Raw genomic sequence first — 15,661 nt, forward strand, 5'->3', positions numbered from 1 at the left:
CCAACCCTCCTCTCCGGAAAGGCTTCCTGATCTTGGTCAGGAGGCCTTTCTTTTTTGGTTGAAGTGCAAAAAATGCAGAGATTTATATGCAAAAATTGCATTTATAAAATAGGGCCGCCATGGCCAATTTGAAAGACGTGAAGTTATATATCTTCAGGCATTTCAGGATAATAGATATCTGTTTGTTGTGTTGGCCTAGTCTAATAAGTGATAGTCCTTAAAATGGTATATAGATTGCATGCAATATAAATAAAGACAAGAGAGAGATGAATTCCCTAACCCTCCCAACCCTCCTCTCCGGAAAGGCTTCCTGATCTTGGTCAGGAGGCCTTTCTTTTTGTACATTCTCGATGATGCTGGCGAATAGATGACCAATAATCGCGCTATTGACTTGATATGGCAGGATCTGTATTTATCTGTATTTAAAGGAAAGATGAAATGGTCCTTGGGCGCCTTATCCGGCACGACCCCTGCATATATATAATTATTGTGTGCTTATTCTGTGTATTTGATCTAAGGTTGGAGGCTGGAGAATGAAAAAACAGGGCGAGGTTGATCATCTGCCAGCCCACGGCGCGATGTGTTTTTGTATATTTTGCGTCGTGTTTTTCTTGTTTATTTCGACACGCCTGATCGCGCATGGGTTCCAAGAGATAGGTTATGATGAAAATACCGAGATTACGATCAAGGGCAAGGTGGTCAACGCATCTTTTGTACAGGTCATGGGGCTTGAGTGTATGCTTGTCAAATCCAAGAATTGCCTATTTAGGGTATTGATAGCCCCTATGTGGTTTATAAAGCAGACAGGGTTTTCGCCGAGAGACGGCGATGCAGTGGAGATAAGGGGATCGAAGTTTTTTGGCGAAGACGGAGCGGTGTATCTACTTTCAAGATCGATAAAATTTACCCCAAAAGGACGAGTGTACATCCTGAGAGATAAAGAGTGCCGGCCTGTTTGGTGTGCAAAAGGGGTGGGCGAATCGTCATGTCTGCGCATATTTTATCCAACGCCTTCAAAGTAGTTGAATTATAAGAAAAAGAGAGAGCCCGATGTCTGATCTCGCACACCTTAGTCTCAAAAAGTCCATCCTTTCCAAAAGAGATGGCCTTTCACCGGATGTCATATTCAGAAAAAGCGGACGGATTGCAGAGGTTCTTGACTCGATTCCAGATTATAGAGACGCAGCGCTGCCCTTTATTTACGTTTCATTCAGAAGCGAGGTGGCAACCCACGGCCTCATAAAGGAAAGATTGGCCAAAGGGCTTGCTGTGGCTGTGCCGTTTACCGATATTAAAAATAAGAGAATAATACCATTTCTGATAAGGAATTGGGAACGTGATCTCGGGCCGGGCAGCTATGGAATACTGGCGCCTGATCCTTCAAGGGCCGAGGCCGTTCGGCCCGGACTCCTGGATATCATTATCGTTCCGGGCAGTGTATTTGACAGGCGTTGTGGTAGGTATGGATATGGAGGCGGGTATTATGATCGTTTTTTAGCGCAAGAGGCCCTTTGCGCCCTACGTATAGGTCTTGCATTTCAATTGCAGCTGGTGAAGGAGATGCCTCTTGCGCCTCACGATCAAAAGATGGACCTTATTGTCACTGAAAATGAGGTTATAAGATGCGGGAGATTGGGCTAGTTCCTCACACCTCGTGTTTCAGTGATGGATTTTACGCCCATTTTATGGAGCAATACCGCCATTGGGCAAAAGCCTGAGAATGCAAAAATAAGCAGATTTATGCCCACTAGTATAGGCAGGGCGAACCAATAAGGGTGGACAACGATCCCCAGGATCGTGCCTGTCAATACCACGCTTCCTGCTATGAGCCATAGGATACGTTCAAGATACCATCTGTCGGTATCTGCAAGATACATAGATCCTCCTTTTTGTTTTTTAAAATACCCAACAGCCTAGTCGCTAGCATATAATATAAGATTTGTAAGGCTGATATGTAACATTGGGTCAGCTGACCAGTGTCCTTAGCTCATTCAGCCCCTTTTCACTCCCAAGGGCTATTACAATATCGCCTGCCTTTAAGATATAATCCGGGTCAGGTCCAAGTATCATGCTGTCGGCCAGTTTTTGTACGGCGAGTACGGTTACACCAGTTTTTTGTCTAAGGCCTATGTCTCTAATGGTAACGCCATCGACCGCAGATCCGGCGTTTACCACTATCTGCTCGATGGATATGCCAAGGTCCGATGAGTGGACCGCCAGGTCCAGAAACTCTATCACCGTGGGTTTCAAGACAGAAAGCGCCATGCGTCTTGCACCTATCTCATAGGGCGATATAACCTTATTGGCCCCGGCCTGGGCCATTCTCTTCTCAGCCCTTGAGTCGCTGGCCCTTGCAACGATCAAGAGGCCAGGGTTTAAAAGTCTTGAAGTAAGTGTAATATAGACGTTGTCGGCGTCGGATTTGAGGACGCATATGATACCCCTTGCCTTTTCTATGCCCGCCTTTATGAGGTACTCATCTTGGGTGGCGTCGCCTTCAATATACAAAAACCCGGCCTTTTGTGTATTTCTCAAGGCCTCGGGGTCATTTTCAATAACTACTACCGTATGACCTTCTTTTGAGATCATGTCTGAAATGGACCTTCCGATCCTCCCGTAGCCACAGACTATAAAATGCTGAGACAAGCGCGAGATGGTCTTTTCCATCTTTCTTTTCTCCCACAATCCTTTTAGATGTCCTTCGAGCATAGTTTCCGCAAGGGCGGTTACTGCATAAAAAAATAACCCTACGCCCATGGTTATCAAGGTCATTGTAAAGATGCGGCCAGCTGATGAAAGCGGCCTTACTTCACCATAACCTACTGTAGAAATGGAGATTATGGTCATATAAAGGGCGTCAAGGGCGCTCCATCCCTCGACAATCATATATCCGAATGTGCCGAATAGTATAAGGGCGATAATGAGCAGAAATATGAATAAAACCCTGCGCTCACCCTGCATGAGGTCCTGCTGTCCTATAGACGGGCTGCCCTTGAGAAGAGTTTGCTGAAGCTTTTAAGGCCAAGTATATAATCGCTTGGCAGGTGTATATGTATTGCCCTGCGCCTGGCCTCAGACAAGGCCTCAAAATCCCCCACGGCTTGGGCCAACTCGACATGCCAGAAGGATACGTCGAGTCCAGGGATTACAGGATAATCTCCAGCTCTTTTCCTTGTGAAGATCAAAAATGCAGCGCTCATAGGCCCTCCCTTGTGTATCTGTCCGGTAGAGTGTAGATATCTGGGACCAAAACCCAAGGTTGTAGCGCAACTGCGTTCTTGTCTTGCGATGTGCCTCATCTCACCTATAATTTCTTCAACATCTTTGTCATAGGGAAGATAGGGCAGAAATGCCAGATAGCCCCACGAAGGCAGAACTTGGAATATATCACGCAGTGCCCTTGACAGGCCTTTCATGGAGCTTGCCAGCATATTGGAAAGTCTGAAGTTAAACTGACTCTGCTGGTCGATCCAGAAACTTACGGGCATCTTGCCTTCGGCCTTATAGCGGTCAAGCACAGCCCGTGCCTTTTCCTTTGTCGATTTGACGTCGGGTTCGTCGAATGCATTGACGTCCAGAAAATGGGATGCGATTGCAACGGCCATTTCCCAAAGAAAAAAGTGCCCCCAAACTTCATAGACATTATTCAGTGAAAGTTCATATACGGGGAATTGGGCCTTTTTGATTTCTGAAAAGAACTCATCCAGTCGTTCTTTATCGGGCGTTTCCTTCAGTCTTATGTAGATGAAGGAGCGCTCTCCGCCGTAAAATCCAGGTATTCCGGTCGTCTCTCCGATTATCGGTACTATGCCCCTTGTCTCTTTGCCTGTGCTCTCAGCGATCAGTTGCTCCAGCCAGAGTGCCATAGGTCTGATCTTTGGGTCGGCGAAGATAGTGAGCTTATCCCTGTTTTGTAAGGCGTATTCGGCTAGAAATTCGCCGAGCATACAAGCGGGATTTTTGATCCATGGAACGGACCGGCCGCAGTCGTTTATCATCTTTTCTGCCTGGTTGAATATCTTGTCAAGATCAAGACCTAAGATGGCAGCCGGCACAAGACCGAAATAAGAAAGGGCCGAATATCTCCCCCCTATATCGGATCTGTTTAAAAATATCTTTAGAAATCCCTTTTCTGCAGCAAGACTTTCAAGAGGCGTCCCTGGGTCTGTAATGGCCGCAAAGTATCTCCCGGTGTTTGGAAGATCAGCTTCCAGCATGGACCAGAAATAGTTGAAAAGGGCATTCGGTTCCAAGGTAGTGCCTGATTTACTTGCAACTAAAAAGAATACCTTGCCTGGTTTATTTTTATCAGCAATCTTTCTTATTTCATCTGGATCGGTGGTGTCAAGGACATCTAATATCGGATAGCCTTCTGCCGGGCCGAAGACATCCCTCAATACTATTGAGACGAGGCTCGAGCCACCCATTCCAAGGACTACTACCCTTTTTATATCCATATCATGGAGCATCTTGACAAAATCGATGATCTCCGTCCTCGCCTGCTTCATGTCAGGCAAGACATCCAGCCAGCCAAGACGTTTCTTGATCAGGATCTGGGCGGTTTCATCTTTTGACCATAGGGATGGGTCTTTCTCCCAAAGCCTTTTTAAAATGGCGTTTTTTTCTTCCTCGTTTATATAAGATGGGCGGTAAAACACTGTTTATCCTTATTTAGTATCTTCTTAAGATGTCTCTAAGAATGCCTTTTTGCTCGACAGTCGTTGTCGGTATCGAGCAAAATCTCCGGTCGTTTTTTTATGATTACCTGCTCAATTTGGGATTAATTTTGATCAATAGAAATACTTTAATAATCTGCAAGTTTCAATAGGCTATCTACTGGATTTTTATTTTAAAAGTTATATTATTATAATTATGAAAAATATCCAGATAAAAAAGAATATCTTTGTCTTTACTTGGTTGATTTTGTTGATTAATGTCGCTATCCCGAAGGCCGAGGAGGTGAAGATGTACGTACATTCTGAGGCGTTTCCCGACGGTTCAAGCATCCCGGTGGTCTATACGAGGCCGCGCGTTGGCGGAAAGAACGTCTCGCCGCCTATATCCTGGGCAGACCTTCCGCGCGGGACGAGATCCATAGCGCTATCTGTTGTGGATATACATCCTGTCGCAAGGAGATGGGTACATTGGCTTGTGATCAATATACCGAAGGATTGCAGCGGGCTCACGGAGGGGGCATCGCGTAAGGCCATGCCGCCAGGTGCAAGGGAGCTAAGGAATTCATTCGGCGATCTTGGTTACGGCGGCCCACAACCCCCTGCCGGTACAGGCGCTCATCCATATGTTTTTACTGTATATGCACTTGATTTGGATCGCCTCGATCTACCGGACGACACAACGCTTGATGCATTTATGAAGGCGATAAAGACACATATAATAGGCCAGGCTTCAATAACTGGTTATTTCGGTCGATGACCACAATAATATTTAAATCACAATGAGAGTTTAATACATGACGACGATAGAAAAAAGTAAGGGCAAGATTAAATCAGGCAAGGCGGTCGGCTATATATGTCTCGATGCATTTTCTTATTACAACCGGCGCATCGTCTGTCCGACATGCGGGAATGACAGGCATTTTTATGAAATAGCCGAAGATGTAATGCTTACCACCCGCTATACACAAAATCCTGACGGCAGTTTTACCCCACAGAGCGATGAATCAAGGATTCTGGGTGAGGTGAAGTTGTATTGTGGGGAGTGCCAGACGGATATGAGCCAATTCCATAGCAGGTTCATGGAGATGCTCTTTTGAATGTCGCCGCACGTTCCCCGCTTGTGATTACAGACAACCGCTCTTTCAGGGAACATATGGCCGTGCTCGGTTACGGTGACAAGGTCATAGGTCTCCTGAATATAAAACCAACAGAAGAGGTCTTGTTTCTTGATCTGGTTGAGCGCGGCGTCATCTTGTTTCCTTCGGCCCTTGCCCAGCAATTAAGCAGGTCAAAGTGTCTTCAGGCTATGATATTCAAGGAATGGATGGTTCCACATACCTTTGTGGCCAGAGATCGCCATGATTTGGTCCAAGGTATTACTTTTTATGGAAAACAAGGTGTAAAAAGCGTAGTTACTAAGCAGAATCGTCTGAATTGCGGCCTTGGTATACATATATGGTCTTCCATCGAGGATGTATATAACCAGGCGTGTTTTGGTTCTTTGGGATATCCATTTGTTGTTCAGCCTTTTGTTGAGTCTGTTACAGATGTCCGTGTAGTGATTATAGGAGATTATGTTGAGGCATATTGGCGGCGGAATCCTTACACGCTGCGGAACAACCTGTATTTTGGGGGGGTCAGTGGCGAATACAGGCTTACTGACGAGGAGTTGTCGCTGTGTAGAAGGGTGATGGACAGAGGAAAATTCCCTTATGCGCATATTGATCTTATGATATCTCCGGCGGGCGTTTTTTTATCTGAAATAAATCTTAGAGGCGGGCTGAAAGGCGCCAAGATCTCAACTAAAGAATATCATGAGCGCATAGCAGCGCTTGAAATGGCCTTTGTAGACCAAGGGCCTTGAAATAAAGCGCGTATCATTTTTAATAGAGGTGGTTGGACGCCCTCTTACTTCCCTTTACTTTACCTTTACTGCGTAAAGGATACTTTCGTGGTTTCCTGGTTTTTTGGGATTGTTTCTGACGATACAGATCAGAAGCTGCCCGTTTACGTTTGAAATGCCAGATATGCGGCCTCCAAGGGGTTGACTTATTGCTTGCAGGACATATCTGCCGTCTTGCCATGATAGCATCATTATCCTGTCTTCCATTGCTTCACCATTGTCAGTGGAGTCGCGTCCAGCGAACAGCAGGCACGATAGTCTTGGATCGTTTGGGTTTGAGACCAAACAGGCCTTCAAGATGCCTTGTCTGGCGATCGGTTGCATTACGGGTTCGGCTGTGGACCAGATAGATTGACCCAGGCTGTTGTAGATCGAAAGTCTGCCAAAGATGTCAGCTGCTATGAGTCTTTGTTCGCCATCTCTGCTAAGATCGGCCCAATATGCGCCCAATATTGAAAATTGAGCCGGGAATTTCAATGTGTCGGCGTATAGTATGCCTCTTTGATCGGGTTTAAGTAAATAGAACCTCTGTCCGAACAATGTATCCTGATCAAAACTTTGTCCGACCATTGACGGCGTTTTTGAATTGCCTCCCATGTTCAAGAACGCCATCCACAGATTTATCCCGTCTTGGACCTCGATAAGCCTCCCCTCTTTGTAGGAAAGCAGGACAGATTTCATCCCTGCATTATCCATAATTATATTGAGGGTGAGCCACCCTTCGCCAGGCATGGCGGAAAAGCTTACTAGACGCCCTGGGCCGTAGAATCTATACGACGCCGTCGGACCTTGTTGCCTAAAGGGGCAGATGTAAAGCCCAGACGGTACAAGGTAGATCATCTCCAGCTTTCCATCCCCGTTTAGGTCAAGTATATCCGTTTGTAATGCGCCTTCAGGAAGACGGCCTACAGTTACGGCGTTTGCAAGGTCTATATGTATCTGAGGGTTTGAAGAGGTGACATTCTGTACAACCGCATTGGTTTTTTCGGCTGTCTTTTGTTCGGATGTTTCCCACCTGCCTTTTCCGAGAGGATATTGGTGCAGAAGTTTGAATCCAGGCCCATAAACCTTTAGATCATCTGCCTCAAAAGAAAAAAGTATCTTTATGCCTAGTGTTTCCATAGATTTGGCGTCCAATATCTCTGATGGGACACTGGACGAAGGGAGCCATATCAGGTTAGGAAGGGTTTGGATTAGTGTCTCGCAACTATTCTGCGTCGATTTTGAGCTGTTTCCAATTACGCAGGCTGCGGTGATATCGCTGTATCGCGTAGCGGGTAGCCCCGGGCTGATCAGTGTTTTTCCAGATATTATATGACAATCTGCCTTTTGCTCCTCTAGATGCACTACTTCCAACAAGGCGGCTGGTTGTTTCAGGTAGCCAATGATTTTTCCATTGTTTTCATGATCTTTTATTGCAATTCCTTTGTTATAAACTATAAAGATATCGCCGGTGGTTATACCTTGCGCCCTGCCTCTATCTATTGTGGCGAGGTCGCCTGTGACATTCATAACCATGGCGTCGATGGGGGCAAAGTCTTTGGCGACTTCAGAATATATAGCCAGGGGCCCCTGATATGCCGCAGCAAAAGAGGATTGACAAAGGCCTTGGATTATGGCTAGGGCCAACGATAAGATCGTGATAGATGAGATCGCTGGGCGACATGCCAGGCCTGGTCGTGGTCTATTGGTTGGTGCGTATCCTGGGTGCATAGTTAATTTTGTATTGAGATAAGATAAAAAATATGATAGAAAAGCCCTTGCCTTTAGGCAAGGGCTTTTGAGGAGGAAATAAAAACAAGGGCTTAAAAATAAACTTATACGCACCCGGTCGGTTTAGGCAGTCCTGCCATTTTACAAGCTCCCTTGCCAGGTCCTGACGGGAAGAGCTCATATATCTTCTTAAGGGGAAATCCGGTCGTCTTTGAAAGAATCCTCACCATCGGAGCAATCCCGTTTTTCTTGTAGTAATCTTGAAGGGTATTTATCATCTTCCAGTGTTCGTCTGTAAGTTCTGATATACCCTCTTGTTCTTTGACGTAATCAACCCATTCGTTGCACCATTCCTCCATGCCCTTAGCTAGAAAGCCGTCTTCATCGACTTCAAACGTCTTTCCTTTGTACTCTATTGTTGCCATGCGGTCCTCCTTATGAGATTATTGATACATTTAATACGTCTTAAGTTTTTTCAATTTGCTTCATACTATAGTAAAAAATGTTTGTCAAGCCAGACTTGTGCTTTTTTGCATTAATTTATATCAAATTTTATTTCTTAATTACAGATAGTTGTGAAATGCAACTATAAAAATTAATGTAAAAAATTGAATAATAATTCAAAAAATTGTCTTACATTTAATAGACGGAGGACTGCAGGTTTAGATTGTTGAGAGTTGTTCTCTTGCCCATACGATATCTGGGTCAAGCTCCAAGGCTGCCTCATACCACAAAGCAGCCATTTTTTTCATGCCGAGAAGGTGGAGATTCCTGCCTATATTTGCATAATCTATAGCCGAGCCAGGGTCAATGGCGATGGCTTGTTCAAAGGCCTCGATGGCCTTTATATAATCACCCATACGATAAAAACAATAACCAAGGAGATTGTAGGTCTCTTTGAGTTCAGGGTTCAGTCCTTTTGAGCGTTCGAGCTCGACCGCTGCCATCTCAAACTCCCCTTTTTCTTTGAGACAGAAACCTTTGTGGCAATGGATGCTGGCGAGTTCATCAGGGTCAGGGCCGCGGCTAATGGCCTCGTCATACCAGTGTAGTGCATCATCGTATCTGCCACTCCGTTCCAGAAGATGCCCTATATAAAATGCTACTTCATAGCGCCCTTTCGAGGAGATGTGATCAATTTTGTGCAGCACGGATAGCCCTTCGGCATGGTCTTCTTGTAAAGTGGCGAGGCGAGCGCAATGAAAGACAGGATCTATCTTAATAGTCCTGTCTCTAAAATGGTTGCCGGGGATTATCGCATATACTGCCGGTATGCCTAGATCGGGGTGCGTTACATCTATGAGGTATGTGTTCATCCCTGCCTTTCTAAGGGCAAGTGCAGCGTTTTCTATCTCAGTCTTGAAATTTTTCGAGCTGCAGTCAGGAAGGGCGTTTATTGGCGTGATCGATTGCGCCCTTAAGATGTAATCCGCCTCTTCAAGGACTGAGAATTTCGGGAGGCCGCTTTCAACATATCTTCCCTCTGTATCAAAATCGCCGGCCAACTGGGCTATTTCAGTTATCGCTCTTATGGCCGCCCGTTCCGGGCTGGTCGATGTCCCTGCTGTATAAACAATCTCGCTTCTTCTCGGAAATGTGGACGGATCCCATGCAATGGCTCCTACGGTCGGGATGCCGAGACCTAGAGAAAAGTCTTTAAGGATCAGATGAATGCCCGTCTCTCTGAATTTCCTTACCAATTCCCTTGCAACTGGATTTTGAAGGCTCCCTGGATCGATCGTAGGGTGAGCTTGTCCCTGCTTATTATTGAGCACACGTGGCGCTCCACTACCTCGCATATTGCCTGCACAGCCGCCTCTTCCAGTGAATTTCCAGCGGCTGAACCGTTATATTCGTTGATGGGCCAGAACCATGACCACGGCAGCAGAAATCCCTTTCCATCATGGGGGCGCAAGGCCTTTGTCCATTTGAAAGACATCGCTGTGGATACAAGCCACGCCAAGGCCTCTGGGCACCTTGATTCATTTTTGAGGCCAGCGGCCATGAGCATCTCATCTATGGGCAGCAATTCGAACTCATCCCAATCAATGGCGATATCTGCAAAGATATCTGTAAATTTCCCTTGATTGGATCTCGTACCGTCTTTTACAAAACTAAAGATGCTAAATCTTTCTACGAGTTCCATCACAGCGCTTGCCTCAGCCTGTTCCGGCGTCGCACCCTTGCCCATCTGTTTTTGAGTGCCAGTGATGCGGCTTGCTTGAGGGGTGTATCGGCTGATATATACAGGTATGCCTAGCCGCCCTTTGTCTATGCGTTCGGCCGTCTTGAGTATCTGGGTATCAAAGGCCTCGAGGCGACTTCGTGCCCATGCAACAGTATCGCCGGGGGCGATGGCCTTGTCTATGTCGGCGCCTGATGCCTTAAAACTGTCTTTAAACATGCGTCTTATCCTTTCAGAAAGCGGCGTGACACGTCTTCAATGACGGATTCAGCCTCGTACCAGTCTTGTTGGTCGAGACCACAGGCCATTCCGCGGTTTTCGTATATATGGTAGGCGATGCATGATGTCCAGTGTCGCCTACCTTCCCCGGGACTGTTTTCTGCAAATGCAAGATATGCTGTCCGTGATCCAGGCGCGCCCTGGATGTTGAGGCCTATGACCGGATTGTCGGCTTCATAATCATTGACAAGATAGACAGCCCGCGGGCCATTTATTGTATGTGCAAGGTTTAGAGGATGCGCTGCATCCTGTCCACCAAAATAGACTTCTATCTTGTTGGCCTTAGGCTCATAGGAAAGACCGACAAAAACTGCTCCCTGTCCCCCTATTATCGTATTTTCTCCCAATACAAATGTAGCCAAGCGGAACTGATTCTGTCTGTTGAAATCCCTTATGAAACTCTGCCATTCGCCCTTGATGATCCGTGTCTTTTTGGGTGCCATTTTTTGGATCCTCCTTGGTGGGTCAAAAATGTGAAGAATTCACTAGTTAATGTGTGTATCATTTCGTATCTTTTGTCAAATTACAAGAAATCAACCAAGGTCCTCATCCTGTTTGTATGTCGTCGAGCTCGGGTTGGTTAATGGACGGGTGCATAGTGGGAAAATACCATAGTGAACGTACCTCTGCCCTGCGTAGCTGAACGAAGGGCCGTGGAATATCCGAACATCTTGGCAAGGGGCGCCACGGCCCTTATGACCTGTATTGGACCTTTCGGTTCTATGAATTCTACGTTCCCGCCCCTGGAGTTTATATCCCCTATAACCTCGCCGAGATAACTGTCAGGTACGAGTATCTCAAGTCTCATTATGGGTTCGACGAGTATAGGAGACGCATTTTCACACGCGTGTTTGAAACCTATAGAGGTTGCAGCCCTCAAGGCAATGTCGGTGGAAACGCCTTCTTCAAAGACAACGTCTTTTAAAACCACCTTTGTGTCGATCATAGGGAAACCGCGGACGACCCCACTTTCAAGCCCTTGCCTTAGCACCTCAAGGACCATGTCTTCATAGCCTACCGGCAGTTCCTCGGGCGGCAACTCGCTTACAACGAGGTTTCCGGCATCCCTTGGTCTTGGACCTATTCCGATGACCACTGTAGCCGCCTGGAGGTGACCGGCTATCTCCTTTTCAAAGCGCTCCTCCCATACTGCCTCATTTCCTACAGTTTCTTTATAGACTACTTGTGGTTTCCCTGCCGTGACAGGGGCGTTGAATTCCCTCGACAGCCTGTGGACGAGTATTTCAAGATGCAGCTCCCCCATGCCCGACACAATCAGTTGTCCTGTATCTTCATCTGTGTGCACCTTAAAGGTCGGATCTTCCTCGGCAAGTTTTTTCAAGGCAAGCTCTACCTTTTCCTGATCGCCAGTAGTCTTTGGTTCGATGGCGATCGAGATTACTGGTTTGTAGGCCTCTATCGGTTCCAGGAGGATGGGGTGCGTTGGATCACATAGGGTATCGCCAGTCGTTGTGTCTTTAAGCCCCATTACGGCTACGATATTCCCGGCCCGCGCCTCTTCTATCCTTTCTCGTTTGTTTGCATGCATCTGGAGTATGCGCGCAGCCCGCTCTTTAAGCTTTTTGCCCGGGTTCAGGACCTCGTCTCCTGCCCTGAGTACCCCCGAATATACCCTTAAATAGGTCATTTTTCTTCCTTGGTCCATCTGTATCTTGAAGGCCAGGGCACAAAGGGGGGCATTTTCGCGGCCGGGACGCTCAGTCTTTTCGCCCGTGACAGGGTTTATCCCCTTTACGGCCGGGATGTCGACAGGGCTAGGCAGGTAGCGCGCTATGCCATTCAGGAGCGGCTGGACCCCTTTATTTTTGAGCGCTGAACCACAGAAGACTGGCACACCTTTAAGGGAGATACACGCCTTTCTTATCGCTTCATGGATATCTTTATCGCTTATTTCCTCTTCAGAAAGGTATTTTTCCATTATCCCGTCATCAACCTCGGCCAGCGCCTCTATTAGCCCAAGCCTGGTTTTTGCAACGCTGTCCATGTATTCATCCGGCACAGGGCGTTCTTCGAATTCCATCCCTTGGGTCTCTTCGTTCCAAACGATCAATTTTCTTTTTATGAGATCGAATACCCCATTGAATGAATCTTCCGAGCCCATTGGCATAGTCAGTATCAAGGGATGTGCGCCGAGCCGGTTTTTTAATTGCTCCACCACACCCCAGAAATCGGCTCCTAGCCTGTCCATCTTGTTTATGAAGGCTATTTTAGGGACATTGTATTTGTCAGCCTGATGCCATACGGTTTCGGACTGGGGCTCTACGCCGCCTACTGCACAAAAAACACCTATGGCACCGTCCAGGACCCTCAGTGACCTCTCCACCTCGATGGTGAAGTCTACATGCCCAGGCGTGTCTATAATGTGTATCTCTTTATCTTGCCAATAACATGTAGTAACCGCGGATGTTATGGTGATACCTCGCTCTTGCTCTTCTGGCATCCAATCCATAGTGGCCTGCCCATCATGGACCTCACCTATCTTGTGGGTCTTGCCTGTGTAAAAAAGGATACGTTCTGTAAGTGTGGTCTTGCCTGCATCTATATGTGCGATAATTCCTATATTCCTTATGAGTTTGATGCGGTTTTCGCCTGCCATATTTTCCTCTATTTTCATTGACAAAGGGTAAGGAATCTATTTAACAAAAAGTCATGTGTTATACAATACAGACCGCCAGATCATTTTACGCATTTATATTCTAAGGTATCTAGGCGCGATAAGGAGTCAGGTCATGGGTTCTGAGGCCAAAATCATTATGGATGGCAAGGAGATGGACAGGGCGATCACCAGGATGGCCCATGAGATAGTTGAGGCTAATAAAGGTGTGATGGGCATGGCTGTTATCGGTATCAGGACCGGTGGCGTGCCTATTGCTGAGCGATTGATAGAACGAATCGGTGCCATCGAGGGGACAAAGCCCGATTTCGGGGTCCTGGATATAACCCTCTACCGTGATGACTGGAGCAGATTAAGTCACCATCCTATCGTCAGGAAGACCGATATATCTTTTCCCATAGACGACAAGGTGATTGTTTTGGTTGATGATGTGCTCTACACTGGAAGGACCGTCCGCGCCGCCCTTGACGCCCTTACCGACCTCGGTCGTCCGCGCAAGATCCAGCTTGCTGTTATGGTTGACAGGGGCAGACGGGAGCTTCCGATTCAGTCCGACTATACAGGGCTTTCCATACAAACCTCTGGCGATGAGCATGTAAACGTCTATCTGAATGAGATAGATGGGAGGGATGAGGTTGTAATCAAAAGGGGCAGCGATGACTGATCCAGTTGATCGGAGGATCAAATTGGGCATCACGATGGGTTGTCCTGCGGGCATCGGGCCGGAGATAATCGTCAAGGCCTTTGTCCAAAGGCCGCTCTGGCGTTCTGGTTACGCCAGGTTTGTACCTATCGTCTTGGGGGATACTGGCATACTTCAAACAACAGCTGCGTTCCTTGGGGAGGATGTGCCGATAAGTAGTATTTTATCTGATTGGACCATATTTGACGGTGCGATAAACGTCCTGCCGGTTTCGAATCTCCAGCCTGATGAAGTCAGATGCGGGAGGCCGACCGCTCTTACGGGTGAGCTTTCTTACAAATATATAGTCAAGGCACTTGAATTGTCATTGAGCGGCATTATCTCCGGCATTGTCACCGCACCTATAAGCAAGCACGGTTTGAGGCTTGCCGGTATTTCATATCCTGGCCATACAGAGATGCTTGCAGAGAAGACGAATACCGAGAGATATGCCATGATGCTTGTAGGCGACAGGTTGAAGGTAGTCCTTGTGACCATACATTGTCCGCTTAAGCAGGTATCGAGGCTCTTGACAAAAGAAAAGATATGCGAGGTCGTCTCCATTACACATGAGGCCTTGATGCATGATTTCGGCATTCAAAGACCGAGGATAGCGGTCGCCGGTCTGAATCCGCATGGCGGTGAGTCCGGCCAGTTCGGTCATGAAGAGGAAGAAGTCATATCGCCTGCAGTGGACCTGTCCAGGGCCGAAGGAATAGATGTCACAGGACCTTATCCCCCTGATTCGATCTTTTATCATGCAGTCATGGATGGCAGGTTTGACGCCGTGGTCTGTCAATATCACGATCAGGGTCTGATCCCGTTCAAACTCCTACACTTTAAAGACGGTGTAAACGTTACCCTCGGCCTCCCTATAATCAGGACATCGGTCGATCACGGCACGGCTTATGACATAGCGGGGACTGGCATAGCCGACCCTTCAAGTCTTATTGCTGCGGTTGAGTTGGCATATAGGCTTGTATGCAATCGCAAGAAGGCAGGGTCTTGATCTGCGCACCTTTTATCAATACAGGTAGGGTTGGGGGGCGAACGTATCAGCAATGGATGCCACTTTAATTTTAAAGAGAGGTTTTTGGGCGGGAGATTTTATATTGCCTGGACAATCCTTTTAAGCCTTGAAAGCAGGTCTTCTTCGTCTATTGTGGTAAGCCTCCGGTCTTCCATCAAGACCATGCCTGAGGCGATCACATCCTGGACATCACCGCTCCTCGCCACATATACTATATGTGAGACAGGGTTGTAACATGGTCTCAAGTGTACCTGATTGAGGTCAACCACCACGAGGTCTGCCTGTGCGCCCTTGCGCAAGACCCCCAGGTCTTCTCGATGGAGGGCCTTTGCGGCCCACGTGGTCGCCATGGCAAGGGCCTGTGATGCAGGAACAAATGTAGGGTCCTTCATTATACCCTTTTGCAGCTTTGCGGCTGTATCCATCTCGCTCATGAGATCGAGATCGTTGTTGCTTGCCGCACCGTCCGTTCCAAGGGCTACAATTACCCCTTCCTGGATCATCTCCGCAATAGGCGCCACCCCTGAGGCGAGTTTCAGGTTGCTTTCAGGGCAGTGC

General features: G+C 47.3%; 16 protein-coding genes and 1 pseudogene. 7 read left to right on the forward strand and 10 right to left on the reverse strand.

Features of this window, described 5'->3' with window-relative positions:
* Nucleotides 1-533 precede the first annotated feature (533 nt).
* Nucleotides 534-1,022 carry a hypothetical protein gene (locus tag ACP5SG_RS05855; protein ID WP_237887841.1) on the forward strand — a complete coding sequence of 163 codons (489 nt, stop codon included), beginning with the start codon at nt 534-536 and terminating at the stop codon, nt 1,020-1,022.
* Nucleotides 1,023-1,050: 28 nt separating this feature from the next.
* Nucleotides 1,051-1,641, forward strand: coding sequence for a 5-formyltetrahydrofolate cyclo-ligase (locus ACP5SG_RS05860; RefSeq protein ID WP_237887843.1), 591 nt, complete (start codon nt 1,051-1,053; stop codon nt 1,639-1,641).
* Here the strand turns inward: ACP5SG_RS05860 and ACP5SG_RS05865 are convergent.
* The 3 genes from ACP5SG_RS05865 to ACP5SG_RS05875 all read right to left on the reverse strand — a co-directional run bounded on the left by ACP5SG_RS05865 (nt 1,638) and on the right by ACP5SG_RS05875 (nt 4,658).
* Nucleotides 1,638-1,877: a YgaP family membrane protein gene (locus ACP5SG_RS05865; protein WP_428122834.1), complete on the reverse strand. Its 240-nt coding sequence runs from the start codon at nt 1,875-1,877 to the stop codon at nt 1,638-1,640. The two genes, ACP5SG_RS05860 and ACP5SG_RS05865, sit on opposite strands and share 4 nt — an antisense overlap.
* A gap of 88 nt (nt 1,878-1,965) precedes the next feature.
* Nucleotides 1,966-2,961, reverse strand: coding sequence for a potassium channel family protein (locus ACP5SG_RS05870; protein WP_237887846.1), 996 nt, complete (start codon nt 2,959-2,961; stop codon nt 1,966-1,968).
* A gap of 14 nt (nt 2,962-2,975) precedes the next feature.
* Nucleotides 2,976-4,658: a phosphoheptose isomerase gene (locus tag ACP5SG_RS05875; RefSeq protein ID WP_237887848.1), complete on the reverse strand. Its 1,683-nt coding sequence runs from the start codon at nt 4,656-4,658 to the stop codon at nt 2,976-2,978.
* A 214-nt stretch (nt 4,659-4,872) separates the two neighbouring features.
* Between ACP5SG_RS05875 and ACP5SG_RS05880 the strand changes: the two genes are divergently transcribed.
* From ACP5SG_RS05880 to ACP5SG_RS05890, 3 genes are read left to right on the forward strand one after another with little or no spacing between them, the layout of a single operon-like run.
* On the forward strand, nt 4,873-5,433 hold the full coding sequence (locus ACP5SG_RS05880; RefSeq protein ID WP_428122839.1) for a YbhB/YbcL family Raf kinase inhibitor-like protein: 561 nt from the start codon (nt 4,873-4,875) through the stop codon (nt 5,431-5,433).
* Between the two features lie 37 nt (nt 5,434-5,470).
* On the forward strand, nt 5,471-5,773 hold the full coding sequence (locus tag ACP5SG_RS05885; protein WP_237887852.1) for a hypothetical protein: 303 nt from the start codon (nt 5,471-5,473) through the stop codon (nt 5,771-5,773).
* Entirely contained in the window at nt 5,770-6,540 is a 771-nt protein-coding gene (locus ACP5SG_RS05890) for an ATP-grasp domain-containing protein (RefSeq protein WP_424661274.1), read from the forward strand. The genes ACP5SG_RS05885 and ACP5SG_RS05890 overlap by 4 nt, the downstream gene beginning before the upstream one ends.
* A gap of 54 nt (nt 6,541-6,594) precedes the next feature.
* Here ACP5SG_RS05890 and ACP5SG_RS05895 read toward each other — a convergent pair whose 3' ends face one another.
* From ACP5SG_RS05895 to fusA, 6 genes and pseudogenes are all read right to left on the reverse strand, one after another.
* Nucleotides 6,595-8,208 (reverse strand): hypothetical protein, encoded by a 1,614-nt coding sequence (locus tag ACP5SG_RS05895; protein WP_428122844.1) that lies wholly within the window; start codon nt 8,206-8,208, stop codon nt 6,595-6,597.
* Between the two features lie 188 nt (nt 8,209-8,396).
* A complete protein-coding gene (locus ACP5SG_RS05900; protein ID WP_424661276.1) occupies nt 8,397-8,717 on the reverse strand; it encodes a TusE/DsrC/DsvC family sulfur relay protein in 321 nt (106 codons plus the stop codon).
* A gap of 237 nt (nt 8,718-8,954) precedes the next feature.
* Nucleotides 8,955-9,608 carry a tetratricopeptide repeat protein gene (locus ACP5SG_RS05905; protein ID WP_428122856.1) on the reverse strand — a complete coding sequence of 218 codons (654 nt, stop codon included), beginning with the start codon at nt 9,606-9,608 and terminating at the stop codon, nt 8,955-8,957.
* Nucleotides 9,597-10,696, reverse strand: a pseudogene (locus ACP5SG_RS05910) (YcaO-like family protein); the annotation flags it as partial. The pseudogene ACP5SG_RS05910 and the gene ACP5SG_RS05905, both read right to left, overlap by 12 nt.
* Nucleotides 10,697-10,701: 5 nt before the next feature.
* Nucleotides 10,702-11,199, reverse strand: coding sequence for a DUF2934 domain-containing protein (locus tag ACP5SG_RS05915; RefSeq protein ID WP_424661277.1), 498 nt, complete (start codon nt 11,197-11,199; stop codon nt 10,702-10,704).
* Between the two features lie 137 nt (nt 11,200-11,336).
* Entirely contained in the window at nt 11,337-13,373 is a 2,037-nt protein-coding gene (gene fusA / locus ACP5SG_RS05920) for an elongation factor G (protein WP_237887864.1), read from the reverse strand.
* A 133-nt stretch (nt 13,374-13,506) separates the two neighbouring features.
* Here fusA and pyrR point away from each other — a divergent pair, with 133 nt between their 5' ends.
* Nucleotides 13,507-14,055 carry a bifunctional pyr operon transcriptional regulator/uracil phosphoribosyltransferase PyrR gene (gene pyrR, locus ACP5SG_RS05925; protein ID WP_237887866.1) on the forward strand — a complete coding sequence of 183 codons (549 nt, stop codon included), beginning with the start codon at nt 13,507-13,509 and terminating at the stop codon, nt 14,053-14,055.
* Nucleotides 14,048-15,082 carry a 4-hydroxythreonine-4-phosphate dehydrogenase PdxA gene (gene pdxA / locus ACP5SG_RS05930; RefSeq protein ID WP_424661278.1) on the forward strand — a complete coding sequence of 345 codons (1,035 nt, stop codon included), beginning with the start codon at nt 14,048-14,050 and terminating at the stop codon, nt 15,080-15,082. Before pyrR ends, pdxA begins: the two co-directional genes overlap by 8 nt.
* A 98-nt stretch (nt 15,083-15,180) precedes the next feature.
* On the opposite strand, the gene ACP5SG_RS05935 is transcribed toward pdxA, so the two are convergent.
* A partial coding sequence (locus tag ACP5SG_RS05935; RefSeq protein ID WP_428122853.1) for an amidohydrolase family protein occupies nt 15,181-15,661 on the reverse strand: 481 nt, incomplete at its 5' end.

The sequence above is a fragment of the Dissulfurimicrobium sp. genome, assembly GCF_049968175.1.
Taxonomy (GTDB): Bacteria; Desulfobacterota; Dissulfuribacteria; order Dissulfuribacterales; family Sh68; genus Dissulfurimicrobium; species Dissulfurimicrobium hydrothermale.